Origin of the sequence: Prodigiosinella aquatilis, assembly GCA_030388725.1 — a bacterium.
In the GTDB taxonomy this organism is placed as follows: Bacteria; Pseudomonadota; Gammaproteobacteria; order Enterobacterales; family Enterobacteriaceae; genus Prodigiosinella; species Prodigiosinella aquatilis.
In genome coordinates this window covers 3,639,554-3,653,592 of sequence record CP128857.1, presented here as the reverse complement: position 1 = coordinate 3,653,592, position 14,039 = coordinate 3,639,554, and the positions used below count along the sequence as shown (strand labels likewise).

At 51.1% G+C, this 14,039-nt stretch carries 9 protein-coding genes and 1 pseudogene; 6 read left to right on the top strand and 4 right to left on the bottom strand.

What is annotated here, in order from left to right:
* Positions 1–7 precede the first annotated feature (7 nt).
* On the bottom strand, positions 8–538 hold the full coding sequence (gene thpR / locus PCO85_16950) for an RNA 2',3'-cyclic phosphodiesterase (protein ID WJV52881.1): 531 nt from the start codon (positions 536–538) through the stop codon (positions 8–10).
* A gap of 74 nt (positions 539–612) precedes the next feature.
* On the opposite strand from thpR, the gene hrpB reads away from it, so the two are divergent.
* On the top strand, positions 613–3,057 hold the full coding sequence (gene hrpB / locus PCO85_16945) for an ATP-dependent helicase HrpB (protein WJV52880.1): 2,445 nt from the start codon (positions 613–615) through the stop codon (positions 3,055–3,057).
* Positions 3,058–3,160: 103 nt separating this feature from the next.
* Positions 3,161–5,656 (top strand): bifunctional glycosyl transferase/transpeptidase, encoded by a 2,496-nt coding sequence (gene mrcB, locus PCO85_16940; GenBank protein ID WJV52879.1) that lies wholly within the window; start codon positions 3,161–3,163, stop codon positions 5,654–5,656.
* Positions 5,657–5,775: 119 nt separating this feature from the next.
* Here mrcB and hemL read toward each other — a convergent pair whose 3' ends face one another.
* Positions 5,776–7,056: a glutamate-1-semialdehyde 2,1-aminomutase gene (gene hemL / locus PCO85_16935; protein ID WJV52878.1), complete on the bottom strand. Its 1,281-nt coding sequence runs from the start codon at positions 7,054–7,056 to the stop codon at positions 5,776–5,778.
* Between the two features lie 199 nt (positions 7,057–7,255).
* On the opposite strand from hemL, the pseudogene clcA reads away from it, so the two are divergent.
* A pseudogene (gene clcA, locus PCO85_16930) lies at positions 7,256–8,670 on the top strand (H(+)/Cl(-) exchange transporter ClcA).
* 79 nt (positions 8,671–8,749) lie between these two features.
* Complete coding sequence (gene erpA, locus PCO85_16925) at positions 8,750–9,100, top strand: iron-sulfur cluster insertion protein ErpA (GenBank protein ID WJV52877.1); 351 nt, start codon at positions 8,750–8,752, stop codon at positions 9,098–9,100.
* Positions 9,101–9,154: 54 nt separating this feature from the next.
* Here the strand turns inward: erpA and btuF are convergent, their stop codons facing one another.
* Both btuF and mtnN read right to left on the bottom strand, forming a co-directional pair.
* Complete coding sequence (gene btuF, locus PCO85_16920; protein ID WJV56119.1) at positions 9,155–9,958, bottom strand: vitamin B12 ABC transporter substrate-binding protein BtuF; 804 nt, start codon at positions 9,956–9,958, stop codon at positions 9,155–9,157.
* A gap of 122 nt (positions 9,959–10,080) precedes the next feature.
* A complete protein-coding gene (gene mtnN, locus PCO85_16915; protein ID WJV52876.1) occupies positions 10,081–10,782 on the bottom strand; it encodes a 5'-methylthioadenosine/S-adenosylhomocysteine nucleosidase in 702 nt (233 codons plus the stop codon).
* 147 nt (positions 10,783–10,929) lie between these two features.
* On the opposite strand from mtnN, the gene dgt reads away from it, so the two are divergent.
* Both dgt and degP read left to right on the top strand, forming a co-directional pair.
* Positions 10,930–12,426, top strand: coding sequence for a dGTPase (gene dgt / locus PCO85_16910; protein ID WJV52875.1), 1,497 nt, complete (start codon positions 10,930–10,932; stop codon positions 12,424–12,426).
* A 178-nt stretch (positions 12,427–12,604) separates the two neighbouring features.
* Positions 12,605–14,038, top strand: a complete 1,434-nt coding sequence (gene degP, locus PCO85_16905; GenBank protein WJV52874.1) for a serine endoprotease DegP — start codon at positions 12,605–12,607, stop codon at positions 14,036–14,038.
* The last annotated feature ends 1 nt before the right edge of the window (position 14,039 follow it).

Here is a 14,039-nt window from a genome sequence, read left to right as displayed (position 1 = left end):
TGTGTTCTCAGGAGGTCAGTGACCAGCTTGATAATGACTGGTAGCGGGTATGTCCATTCTCATACAGCGATTCATAAAGAGAAAAGTGAGTCATCGGGATTGTCCAGGAAAAGGTCTCTGCTGGCAATGCCACTGGGCGTGTGGCACCTCGTAGCAGTGTAATATGCGGATGAAACGGTTGTCTGCTCTGATGGCAACCGCTGTGAGCCGCCTGTGAGCGCAATAACTCGGCCAACTGCAACAGTCCACGTGGTGCCTGACGACAGCCCAACCAGACGATGCCCGAACGCGGCCACTGTCCAGTATCGTTGATCGTTACTGTAAATGCAGGCTGGCGGATGCGACTGGCCAGATCACGTAGCGCCTGGCATTTTCGTTCACTGATTTCACCCAGAAACGCCAATGTCAGGTGCAGGCTCGCAGCGGCGACGGGTCGTCCGGCCTCTGGCAAAAAATGCTCAGCGCGCCAGCGGATCATCTGCTGACGGATGTCATCCGGTATGGGTAGGGCAAAAAACAGACGGGAAGTAGGGTTCATGTCGAGCTCTCTGTTCTGGTTCTTTCCGATGCTACAATGTCAGCCGCTTAAAGTTAATTATTATGGAGCACTCTGTGAGTTTACCGCCTGTCAGTGCCGTGCTGGAGGAGGTCATCAATGCGCTGCACACCTCGCCCCAGGTCATGCTGCATGCCCCTACTGGTGCGGGGAAATCTACCTGGTTGCCGTTGCAACTATTGCAACAGGGCGGTTTTTCCGGTCGAATCATCATGCTGGAGCCACGGCGTCTGGCGGCCAGGAGTGTGGCCTGGCGTCTGGCCGAAAGCCTGGGGGAAGAGCCGGGACAAACGGTGGGATATCGCATGCGCTCGGAAACCCGTATCAGTAAGCTCACCCGGCTGGAAGTGGTGACCGAAGGTATTCTGACCCGGATGTTGCAGCAGGACGCCGAACTTCAGGGTGTTGCGCTGGTGATTCTGGATGAGTTTCACGAACGTAGCTTACAGGCCGATCTGGCGCTTGCCCTGTTGCTGGATATTCAGCGGGGGCTACGGGACGATCTTCGACTGCTGATTATGTCCGCTACACTGGATAATCAACGTCTTTCTCTTTTATTGCCGCAATCTGGCAATGTGATATCCGAAGGCCGCGCTTATCCGGTTGTTAGACATTATCGGCCGTTAGCGGCGCAAGAGCGGCTGGAAGAGGGAATGTCTCGCCTGATTTACCGTTTGTTGCAGGACGAAACCGGATCGTTACTGGTATTTTTACCCGGTGTAGCGGAAATTAGACGGGTTCATGCCATGCTGGTTGACAGGGTTGCGATGGATACCGATCTCTGCCCACTGTATGGTGCGTTAACCCTCGTCGATCAGCAAAAAGCGATTCGGGTCCCGGCGGAGGGGCGGCGTAAAGTGGTGCTGGCTACCAATATTGCAGAAACCAGTCTGACGATTGACGGTATCCGTGTCGTGGTAGACAGTGGTTTGGAACGAGTCGCTCAGTTTGACGTGAAAAGTGGGTTGACGTGCCTGGTGACCCAGCGGATCAGCCAGGCATCCATGACTCAGCGTGCGGGCCGGGCGGGGCGTTTGTCCCCTGGCGTCTGCTGGCACCTGTTTTCCAAAGAGCAGGCTGAACGGGCTACCAGCCAAAGTGAAGCGGAAATTCTTAACAGTGATTTGTCCGGTCTGTGGCTGGATTTGTTGCAATGGGGTTGCCATGATGTGAATCAGCTTGACTGGTTGGATGCGCCGCCAGTACCCGCGCTGAATGCGGCCAGGGAACTGTTGCATCAGTTATCCATTACTGACCAACAAGGGAAACTGACCTTTACTGGACGTCAGATTGCGTCGCTAGGTTGTGATCCCCGCCTCGCTACCATGCTGTATACGGCTGCGGGGCAGAATAATGATGCGTTGGCAACAGCGGCGATGCTGGTGGCTATTATCGAAGAGCCGCCACGCAGTGGATCACTGAATCTGTCAGACTGGTTGCACCGGCCTGCCCGTCATTGGCAACACCGGGTCCAGCAGCTTATCCGACGTGTTAATGGTGGACATGGTCATATTAATGAGGCGTTGGCTGCGGCATTGTTGGCGATTGGTTTCCCTGATCGTATTGCCCGGCGGCGGGGTCAGGATGGACGTTACTTGCTGGCGAATGGTATCGGTGCCCAGATATCGGCCGACGATGCCCTCTCGGCAACTGAGTGGTTGATCATCCCGTCACTCATGCAAAATCATAATAGTGCCGACGCGTGGGGTCTCTTGGCGCTACCGCTTGCGATAAATGCACTGACGCAGCAATTACCGAGTTTGTTAAATGAAATCAACGTTGTGCACTGGGATGAAGAAAAGGGTACTCTGCGCGCCAGTCGACGCAGTCAGGTTGGGTGCCTGACGTTACGCATGCAGCCACTGGCCAAACCCTCTGATGACGAGTTCCTGCGGGCTATGCTGAACTGGCTGCGAGAGCAGGGATTATCAGTTCTGAACTGGGATGCTGCATCATTACAGTTGCGGGCGAGGATCCAGTGTGCCCGGCAGTGGTTACCGGAAGTGGCGTGGCCGGCAGTGGATGACGAAACGTTGTTGCTGACGCTGGAGCAGTGGTTGCTACCTTCACTGTCTGGTGTGCGCGATCTGCGAGCGCTTCGTCAAATTGATCTGAGTGACGCTTTGCTGCGGTTGCTTAACTGGTCGCAGCGGCAACAGCTGGATAACGCATTGCCTAGCTATTACACTGTGCCGGGTGGGAGCCGACTGCCAATTTGTTATTATGAGGACAAACTTCCCACCCTGGCTGTTCGGTTACAGGAAATGTTTGGTGAACAGCAAAGTCCGCAATTGGCGGACGGGCGGGTGTCACTGGTGTTGGAGCTGTTGTCTCCGGCGCAGCGACCATTGCAGATTACTCGTGATCTGGCTGCATTTTGGCAGGGGGCGTACCGGGAAGTGCAAAAAGAGATGAAAGGGCGCTATCCCAAACATGTCTGGCCCGATGATCCGGCCAATACCGTACCGACCAGACGGACCAAAAAATATCAAAATCATTAATTTCAGATGTTTCCCCCTTTCTTGTGTGGTGGTGGGGATACAGAGTAGACGGCCAGGTTATAACACCCGTGGCTGTTAGTAATCGGATGGAGAAGTTACTGTAATGTCTCGGGATGATCGCGAACCTATCGGACGCAAAGGAAATACGTCACGACGAAAACCTACACGTAAGCAGACGGTACGACGTCACAGGGATGACGACTATGATGATGATTACGACGAGTACGATGATGATTACGATAATGACGACGATGGTGATGGTGATGATAACGGGAAAAACATGACACGCAAACCTCGTAAGAAGCGGCGCTGGCTGGGGCTTATGATCAAACTGTCCCTGATCTTTGCTGTAGTGATAGCCGTCTACGGTATTTATCTGGATAGCGAAATCCGCAGTCGTATTGATGGCAAGGTTTGGCAGTTGCCTGCCGCCGTTTATGGTCGAATGGTCAACCTTGAACCCGGTATGGCCTACAGCAAAAAAGAGATGGTCAATCTGCTGGAGGGTATGCAGTATCGAGATGTCAACCGGATTACTCGTCCTGGTGAGTTTACTGTTCAGGCAAACAGCATCGAGATGTTGCGTCGTCCTTTTGATTTCCCCGATGGCAAAGAAGGACAGATCCACGCCAAGCTGATATTCAGCAATGATCGGTTGTCGCAAATCCAGAATATGGATAATCAGCGTAATTTCGGGTTCTTCCGTCTCGATCCGAAGTTGATCACCATGTTGCAGTCGCCAAATGGGGAACAACGCCTATTTGTGCCGCGAGCTGGTTTCCCTGATCTATTGGTGGATACGCTGATTGCCACTGAAGATCGGCATTTTTATGAGCATGATGGTATCAGCTTGTATTCCATCGGGCGTGCGTTGGTGGCCAACCTAATCGCCGGCCATACGGTACAAGGGGGAAGCACCCTGACCCAGCAGTTGGTGAAAAACCTGTTCCTGACCAACAAGCGTTCGCTGTGGCGTAAGGCAAATGAAGCCTATATGGCGTTGATTATGGATCACCGCTACAGCAAAGATCGTATTCTGGAGTTGTATCTTAACGAAGTTTATCTGGGACAAAGCGGTAACGATCAGATTCGAGGGTTCCCGCTGGCGAGCCTGTATTACTTTGGCCGTCCGGTGGATGAACTAAGCCTTGACCAACAGGCCATGCTGGTGGGCATGGTGAAAGGGGCGTCATTGTATAACCCTTGGCGCAACCCAAAATTGACGCTTGAACGTCGTAATCTGGTACTACGTCTGTTGCAGGATCAGAAGATTATTGATGAGGAGCTCTACAATCTGCTGAGCGCTCGTCCGCTGGGTGTCCAGCCGAAAGGCGGCGTCATTAGCCCGCAACCGGCTTTTATGCAGTTGGTCCGCCAGGAGCTACAGCAGCGACTCGGGGATCGCGCTAATGATCTTTCTGGCGTGAAAATTTTTACTACGCTTGATCCCGTTGCGCAGGATGCGGCAGAGAAAGCGGTGGAAACGGGCATTCCGGCGCTGAGAGCGGCCCGTAATGTGAAAGATCTAGAAACGGCAATGGTGATTGTCGACCGTTTCAGCGGTGAGATTCGGGCGATGGTTGGGGGCGCTGACACCCAGTATGCCGGGTTTAACCGTGCCTTGCAGGCCAGGCGCCCGGTGGGGTCGTTGGCGAAACCGCCGACCTATCTGACGGCATTAAGCATGCCGGATAAATACCGACTCAATACTATTCTGGATGATGAACCGCTATCCATTAAGCTTTCGAATGGCACGGTATGGGAACCAAGAAATTATGATCGGGATTACGGTGGTCAGGTGATGTTGGTTGATGCACTGGCACGCTCGCTCAATATACCGACGGTAAATCTTGGTATGGCGGTTGGTCTGGATAAGATAAGCACTACCCTACAGCTTCTGGGGATTCCAAAAAGTGTGATTCAGCCTGTTCCGGCGATGTTACTGGGCTCTATCAGCCTGACACCAATGGAAGTTGCTCAGGAATATCAGACGATTGCCAGCGGTGGTGATCGTGCGCCATTGTCATCGTTGCGTTCAGTGATCGCAGAAGATGGTACTGTGCTTTATCAGAGCTTTCCGCAGGCGGAAAGAGTGGTACCGGCACAAGCTGCATATCTGACGTTGTATGGTATGCAACAGGTTGTGGAACATGGCACGGCTCGCTCGTTGATGGCGAAGTTTAGTAAATACCATCTGGCGGCCAAAACAGGGACAACTAATGATTTGCGTGATAGCTGGTTTGCCGGCATCGATGGTAAAGAAGTGGCAATTACCTGGGTTGGACGTGATAACAATGGTCCGGCCAAGTTGACGGGGGCTAACGGTGCGTTGACTATCTATCGCCGTTATCTGGAAAATGAGACGCCGTTGCCGCTGATGCTGACTCCGCCTGAAGGTATTAGCAGTATGACAGTGGACAGCAACGGTAACTTCATTTGTAACGGCAGCAGTGCCGGGCAGGTAATACCGGTGTGGACGAGCAATCCGCAGGCGTTATGTCAGTCCAGCCAGACAACACACCCAGCACCCGTCAGTGCGCAACCAGACCAAGGTAATGACAGTGTTCCTGGCTGGATAAAACAGATGTTTGGGAAGTAAAGCTTCAGGTGCAGTGGTAGGTAATTATCGCAGTCAGTAACAGCCAGGTTCACTGGCTGTTACGTCATCACTCTCCTTGAGCACAGACAAACAGGGCGCGTTAGCGCCCTGTAATCGTCTTACAATGTGGCAAAGCAGCGCTGTGCTGCCTGAAGGGTGTGTTCAATATCCTGTTGGCTGTGGGCCAGTGACATAAAGCCAGCCTCATAGGCCGAAGGTGCCAGATAAATGCCTTCATCCAGCATCAAATGGAAAAAACGCTTAAAGCGTTCAACATCACATTTCACCACGTCCTGATAACATGTGACCTGCTCTGCGTTGGTGAAGAATAATCCAAACATCCCTCCGACGTGATTTACCACCAGCGGAATACCTTCTTCTCTGGCGGCGACAAGTAATCCTTCGGCCAACTGGTTGGTCAGTGCGGTGAGTTTTTGATGCACACCTGGTTTGGCAACTTCAGTCAGGCAGGCAAAACCAGCCGCCATTGCGATAGGGTTCCCCGACAGTGTACCGGCCTGATATACCGGACCGGTCGGTGCCAGCGCTTGCATAACGTCACGGCGGCCACCAAATGCGCCCACCGGCATCCCGCCACCGATGATTTTCCCCAGGCAGGTCAGATCAGGACGAACGCCATAGTGGGCTTGTGCCCCTGCCAGCGCAACGCGAAAGCCCGTCATCACTTCATCAATAATCAACAAGGCGCCAAATTCATCACACAACGCACGCAATCCAGGCAGGAATTCTGGCAATGGAGGCACACAATTCATGTTCCCGGCCACTGGTTCGACGATGATGGTGGCAATCTCAGTCGGATATTGTTCGAATGCCGCACGAACAGAGGCCAAATCATTATAGGTACAGGTGAGGGTGTGGCGAGCGAAATCGGCGGGGACTCCGGGTGAATTGGGCTGACCCAGCGTCAAAGCACCAGAGCCGGCTTTCACTAACAGGCAATCTGCATGGCCATGATAGCAACCTTCGAATTTGATGATCTTATCGCGCCCGGTAAAGCCTCTAGCCAGGCGAATAGCGCTCATAGTGGCTTCAGTACCGGAGTTTACCATGCGTACCATATCCATACTGGTGACCAGCGAGGTGACCAGCCGGGCCATATTGACTTCCATTTCAGTAGGCGCTCCGAAACTCAATCCTCGTTCAGCAGCACTGATCACCGCCTGACGGATCGCCGGATGATTATGACCCAGAATCATGGGTCCCCAGGAACCGACATAATCGATATAGGCTTTTCCATCTGCATCATACAGATAGGCACCATCCGCCCGCTCGATAAACAGCGGTACACCGCCAACACCGTTAAATGCGCGCACCGGGGAGTTTACGCCACCTGGAATTAGCTCCTGAGCTGCGGCATACAGACTTTCAGATTTATTCATTGCGGATTCCTGACTTGATTTTTTGTCCATCGAGAATAGTGTCATTCTAATCAACACATTGCCATAGTGAAATTTTTGTCCAACCTTGACGTACATCTATGAAAGTGGAAGCATTGAAAATCGGCGCTGGGCAGAAGGCGTCATTAGCAATTAGAATGGTCGACTTGTCTATCGTTGTGTATCAAGCCGAGTTTATTGCGTGTCTAAAGTCACTTCACCTTTATTATCTGCAGCTGCCCGTAATGCTGCGATCCGTCAGATTCTGCGACGTGATAAAACGCCGGTTATCATTCTGGTTCTGGCTGCGTTTGTAGGTACATTGGTAGGAATCGTCGGCGTTGTGTTTGATATGGCGGTTAACTGGGTACAACATCACCGAATGTCCGTATTAACACAACTGACAGATTCATGGTTGGTGTGGCCAGTAGCTTTTTTGTTTTCGGCGTTATTGGCGATGTTGGGGTACTACCTGGTGCGCACCTTTGCGCCGGAAGCCGGGGGCTCGGGTATTCCGGAAATTGAAGGCGCGCTGGAAGAACTGCGCCCGGTACGTTGGTGGCGAGTGTTGCCCGTGAAATTTTTTTGGCGGTCTGTGCTCGCTGGGCGCGGGTATGGTTCTTGGTCGCGAAGGGCCGACAGTTCAATTGGGGGGGGAATATCGGTGGGATGTTTGCTGAGTTGCTACCACTTCGACGGGCTGATGTAAGGCATTCTTTACTGGCGACAGGGGCTGCGGCAGGTCTGGCGGCAGCCTTTAATGCGCCATTGGCCGGGATTCTGTTTATCATCGAAGAGATGCGCCCGCAGTTTCGCTATAATCTTATCTCCATCAAAGCGGTATTTATTGGCGTCATCATGTCCAGTGTTGTTTTTCGCATGTTCAATGGTGAGGTAGCTGTCATTAATATCGGTCGCCTTTCCTCCGCCCCCGTTAATACCCTATGGCTTTATTTGTTGCTTGGCATTATTTTTGGTGCCGTTGGTGTTCTATTTAATGCCCTGGTGTTATGGTCGCAGGACCGTTTTATCCGTTTTCACGGTCGCAGCCTCAAACGATTCATGGTCGTTGGTTTACTGGTTGGCGGTCTATGCGGGATATTCTCGCTATTCTTTAGTGAGGTGACCGGTGGCGGTTTTGAATTGATCCCGATTGCGGCAGCGGAGCATTACGGTGTGGGTATGCTGCTGGTGATATTTCTGGTTCGGGTAGTGATGACGTTGCTTTGCTTCTGTTCCGGTGCGCCGGGCGGGATTTTTGCCCCGATGTTATCACTAGGAACATTATTGGGTGCCGCGTTTGGCATGACTTGCGGTTTGCTGTTTCCCGCTTATGGTTTGGGGGCTGGGACGTTTGCCATTGCAGGAATGGGGGCATTGTTTGCCGCGTCAGTGCGTGCACCATTAACCGGGATTGTACTGGTACTGGAAATGACTGATAACTATCAGCTTATTCTGCCAATGATTATTACCTGCCTGGGGGCCACGTTGATTGCCCAGTTTCTTGGCGGTAAACCGCTCTATTCGTCTATTCTTGCCCATACTATTCAACGTCAGGTTCAGGCAGAGGCCAGCATGAAAGAAGATGCTTCTGCCATGAGCGAGATCAAATCTTGAACGTTTCGGGGGGCTATTAGATAATGAATCCAATTGGGTTTGGTATGAGCCACCTGATATTTGGTTGGGAGTAAGAAAAATGAGTGATGATGTAGCGGTAGCACTACCACTGCAATTTACTGATGCAGCGGCCAGGAAGGTGCAGCTTCTGGTTGCTGATGAAGAAAATCCAGATTTAAAACTTCGGGTTTACATTACCGGTGGTGGTTGTAGTGGTTTCCAGTACGGTTTCACTTTCGATGATAAGGTAAACGAAGGTGATATGACTATTGAGAAACAGGGCGTTGCGCTGGTTATTGATCCAATGAGTCTGCAATATCTGATCGGTGGATCGGTAGATTATACTGAAGGGCTGGAAGGTTCCCGTTTTGTGGTGACGAACCCTAATGCCAAAACGACCTGTGGTTGTGGATCGTCTTTCAGCATTTGATCGCGTTGTATGCCGCAGTAAAACCCGTGTTACCTCGACAGGTGCACGGGTTTTTTATTGTCTGGCTGATGGTGATGTTAGCCCGGATAGCTGTTCGCACAATTGACGGGCCGCGAGTAGCAGGCGTGGGCCACTGCGATTAAACCAATCTTCATTGACGGCAATGACGGGGATAGTGAGTTGAGGTCGCCAGAATGCAACGGTACTGGCTACGGCAGACGGTGGTGCACTGATCACAATCGCCTGTGGTTGACGCATTATCACCTGTTCTCGGCTCACCTGCGGCCAGGGAATAGCGCTATCGGCAAATACGTTGTGTGCTCCACATAATGAGATAACCTGGCTCTGTAGCGTTTTCTTCGATGCAGTAAACAGTGGTTGACGGCCAAACTGCAGGAATACCCGAATAGGTGTGCGATGCGCATAGCGCCGCTGTATATCCGCTAGTTGCTGGCGGAAAGCTCGTGCCGATTGCCGTGCGATGTCAGGATGTTGGCTGTACGATGCAAGTTGCTCCAACTGACGGGGAATATCTTCCAGCGTAGTGGGGTCGAGGTAAATAATCCTGATGCCAAAGGAAGCCAATTGGTCTAATGGCCGTTGTGGATTTCCTTCACGCCATGCCAGTATCACATCAGGTTTCAGGGACAGGATACGTTCGATGTTGATCCCCTGCCAACTGGCAACCTGCTCGTGCTTTCTTGCTTCTGGTGGGTAATCTGACCAAGCGCTGACGCCCACCAATTGTTCCCCCATCCCGGCAGCGTAGGCCATTTCCGTGGCATGCGGAGCCAGCGTAATCACTCGCAAGGCAGCAGCCTGCGCCAGAGAGAACCAGAAGACACTGATCAATAGCATCGTGGTTTTCAGGAAGGGAAAATTCAAACGAGTAAGTCGCACTATTGCATTTCCGTTACTGGCTGGCAGCCGCTATGTCCTGAGTCCGCCGTGGCTTGGTTCAGGGCATAGTCGGCTTGGGGTTACTGGCGTTGTGCCAGCATCTGTAACATGGTTTCCACCATGCGAGTAGACTGTTTGGCGGCTATGGACAGGAATTCATCGAAGCTGAGATGAGATTCCTGATCTGCTACGTCTGAAATGGCTCGGACGACGACAAAAGGTACGTCAAACTGGTGACAAACATGACCGATGGCGGTTGCTTCCATTTCAACGGCAATGGCCTGTGGAAAGAGATGACGGATGCGCGCCAGCGGTTCGGCACCATTAATGAAAGCATCGCCGCTAACCACCAGACCCCGTACGGCATTCAGCCGCAGTGTGGCAATCGCGTCCTGTGCCACTGCGATAAGCGATGTATCGGCCACAAACGCCGCCGGACAGCCTGCCATCTGGCCAGCTTCATAACCGAAAGCTGTCACATCGGCATCGTGATAGCGCACCTCGTCAGAGATTACAATGTCGCCTACGTTGAGCGCGGCAGCCAGCCCACCGGCAGAACCGGTGTTAATTACAACATCAGGCTGGCAGTGTTCCAGCAACAGAGTGGTGCCTAATGCGGCTGAGACTTTACCGATGCCCGATTTCAGTAAGGCAACCTCAGTACCGTGTAATTGACCGCTATAAATTTCACAGCCCGCGCGTTGGAAAGTCTGACGATTCTGGATTTGGTCCCTTAACAGGGTAACTTCTTGTTCCATTGCGCCAATAATGCCCACTTTCATAGGATTCCCCACAGATTTGGTAGAAATAACAGGAGTGTCATAGTGCTTAGTTTATCATGGCTGAGGTGAATAGAGCGCACGTGATGCGGTTGTATCGTCCGGTCTGACGTGTTATCACCCTGACAGGGGTTTTACATGGAGAACAGCATGTCTGATATCGATTTCTCGCAAAAGATCAATTTTCAGCGGCCTTTTAGTAAACCAGTTGCGGCTGAGGATGACTATGCCATTATTCGTCAGTTTGAAAGTGATCGTGGACGGATTATCAACTCTGCTGCTATCCGGCGTTTACAGCAGAAAACACAAGTCTTTCCGTTGGAACGTAATGCGGCGGTTCGTTCCCGTTTGACGCATTCAATGGAAGTTCAGCAGGTCGGGCGTTACATCGCCAAAGAGATTGTGGAGAGAATGCGGCGGGGGAATCTGTTGGAATCAACAGGATTGGCTGCGTTGCAAACGCCATTTGAAAGCATCGTGGAAATGGCCTGCCTGATGCATGACATCGGTAATCCTCCGTTTGGGCATTTTGGTGAAGCGGCAATCAATGCGTGGTTTGGCAAACGACTGGATGTCGCCTATTTAAGCGCCGACAATCCTCGTGACGATCAATGTAGCGTTCATGGCCTGTTGCTTCAGCATGATGATTATGATCAGTTGCGTAGCCATATTCGCCAGGATTTGAGTAATTTTGAGGGGAATGCCCAGGCTATACGGTTGGTACATACCTTGTTGAGGTTGAATCTGACTTATGGGCAGGTAGGTGGCATCTTAAAATATACCCGCCCGGCATACTGGCTGGGTGAGATCCCGACAGAATACGACTATCTCATGAAAAAACCGGGCTATTATCTGGCAGAAGAGCCTTTTATCGTTGAGATGCGCCGGGAACTCTCTCTGGGCGAGTATCACCGATTCCCTATGACTTATATTATGGAAGCCGCCGATGATATCTCTTACTGTGTGGCGGATCTGGAAGATGCTATAGAGAAAAACATTCTCACTGTTGAGCAGCTTTATACCTATTTGCGTGACAGCTGGGGGGAAAGTCGGCCCGGAGATTTGTTTAGCGTTACGGTAGAACGAGCTTATAAAGAGAGAAAACTGCGAATTAACGATCAGTTCTTCATGTATCTGCGTGTTTATACCGTTGGAAAGATGGTGCCGCACGCCGCGATGCGTTTTATTGATAATATTTCCGATATTTTTATTGGAAAATTTAATCACGCACTGCTGGAAGATGAGGGTCCGAATGCCCGTTTATTAAAGATGTTTAAAGATGTCGCTAGAAAGTTCGTTTTTAATAATCATGAAGTCGAGCAACTTGAGTTGCAAGGCTATCGCGTTATTCGCGGATTATTGGATATTTATAGTCCATTGCTTGATCTGTCTTACCGTGATTTTTGTCAGTTGGCAAAAGAGAATCGTCACTCATGTTTCCCCATTGAAACCCGGCTTTATCACAAACTTTCCCGTAAACATTGTTTGGCTTATCTGGATGCATTGAAGGGCCTGCAACGGCTGCCAACGAAAGAGCGGGAAATGCGCGAGTACTATTATCGTGCCCGTTTGATTCAGGATTATATCAGTGGCATGACCGATTTATATGCCTATGATGAATATAGACGCCTGATGGCAGCCGATTGAAACGGATTGAAACGGAGTATTATCACGAAGATAAGTTTTGTAAATATGGACAATATTTCCTTACTCTTCACTATATTGCGTGAATGGACTTTGGTTGTGCATAGTTACCTCACATACAGTATGACCGCTGCAGAAGGCCATAGATCCCCTATATTGATTGACTATGAGATATATCCCTATGAAAAAAAAATCATTGATTTTGAGTGCATTAACCTTAAGTCTGGCGATGGCGATGGGTACCGTTCCTGCTCTGGCTGCGGGCTCAACTGCCTCTGCCAGTGAACAGCTCCCCAGTTTGGCACCCATGCTGGCAAAAGTGATGCCGTCTGTCGTCAATATTTATGTAAATGGGCATACCAATGTCAGCCAAGGTAGCGTAACGCAGCAATTACAGCCGTTCTTTGGCGAAAACTCACCTTTCTGTCAGGATGGTTCGCCGTTTCAGTCGTCACCCATGTGTCAGGGGGGCGACGGGAATGGCAACTCTGCCGCACCTGAGCGGCAGGCTTTTGAAGCCCTGGGTGCAGGTGTGATTATCAACGCAGCGAAAGGCTATGTGGTGACCAATAACCACGTGGTGCAAAATGCTGACAAGATTCAGGTTCGTCTCAATGATGGCCGTAAGTTTGACGCTAAAGTTATCGGTAAAGATCCCCAATCAGATATCGCGTTAATTCAGCTTGAAGGTTTTAGTGACCTGACGGCTATCAAGATAGCGGATTCTGATAAATTACGTGTCGGGGATTATGCCGTAGCGATTGGTAATCCGTACGGCCTGGGTGAAACCGCGACTTCCGGGATTATTTCTGCGTTGGGGCGCACCGGGTTGAATATTGAGAATTATGAAGACTTTATTCAGACCGATGCGGCAATCAACCGGGGGAACTCAGGTGGTGCTCTGGTCAATCTTAATGGTGAATTGATTGGTTTGAATACGGCTATTCTGGCTCCCAGTGGCGGTAATATCGGTATCGGTTTTGCCATTCCCAGTAACATAGTGAAAAACCTGACCAATCAGATGGTGGAATTTGGTGAGGTGAAACGCGGTGAATTAGGCATCATCGGTACCGAACTTAACTCTGATCTGGCCAAAGCGATGAAAGTCGATGCCCAGCGCGGGGCGTTTGTCAGCCAGGTGCAACCGAAATCAGCTGCTGCCAAAGCCGGGATTAAAGCTGGTGATGTGATTGTCTCCCTGAATGGTAAAACTATCAGTAGTTTCGCCGCGCTGCGGGCTCAGATTGGTTCTCTGCCGGTAGGGACTAAACTGACGCTGGGGTTGATTCGCGACGGTAAAACACTTTCCGTGGATGCTACTCTACAGCAGAGTAGTCAGACGAAGGTGGCATCCGGGAACTTGAATTCTGCCATTGAAGGTGCGGAATTAAGCAATACCCAGGTGGATGGACACAAAGGCGTGAAGGTGGACAAGGTTAAACCTGGTTCTGCTGCCGCACGTATTGGTCTGCAAAAAGGTGATGTTATTTTGGGTGTCAACCAGCAGCCCGTCGGCAATATTGGTGAGTTGCGCAAGATACTCGATAGTAAACCATCGGTCCTGGCGTTAAACATCCGCCGTGGTGACAGTGATCTCTATTTGTTAATTCAGTAAT

Bases quoted from the DNA above. Each gene is read 5' to 3' on its own strand.
- thpR (WJV52881.1), bottom strand. From the start codon at position 538: ATGAACCCTACTTCCCGTCTGTTTTTTGCCCTACCCATACCGGATGAC.
- mrcB (WJV52879.1), top strand. From the start codon at position 3,161: ATGTCTCGGGATGATCGCGAACCTATCGGACGCAAAGGAAATACGTCA.
- hemL (WJV52878.1), bottom strand. From the start codon at position 7,056: ATGAATAAATCTGAAAGTCTGTATGCCGCAGCTCAGGAGCTAATTCCA.
- erpA (WJV52877.1), top strand. From the start codon at position 8,750: ATGAGTGATGATGTAGCGGTAGCACTACCACTGCAATTTACTGATGCA.
- btuF (WJV56119.1), bottom strand. From the start codon at position 9,958: ATGCTATTGATCAGTGTCTTCTGGTTCTCTCTGGCGCAGGCTGCTGCC.
- mtnN (WJV52876.1), bottom strand. From the start codon at position 10,782: ATGAAAGTGGGCATTATTGGCGCAATGGAACAAGAAGTTACCCTGTTA.
- dgt (WJV52875.1), top strand. From the start codon at position 10,930: ATGTCTGATATCGATTTCTCGCAAAAGATCAATTTTCAGCGGCCTTTT.
- degP (WJV52874.1), top strand. From the start codon at position 12,605: ATGAAAAAAAAATCATTGATTTTGAGTGCATTAACCTTAAGTCTGGCG.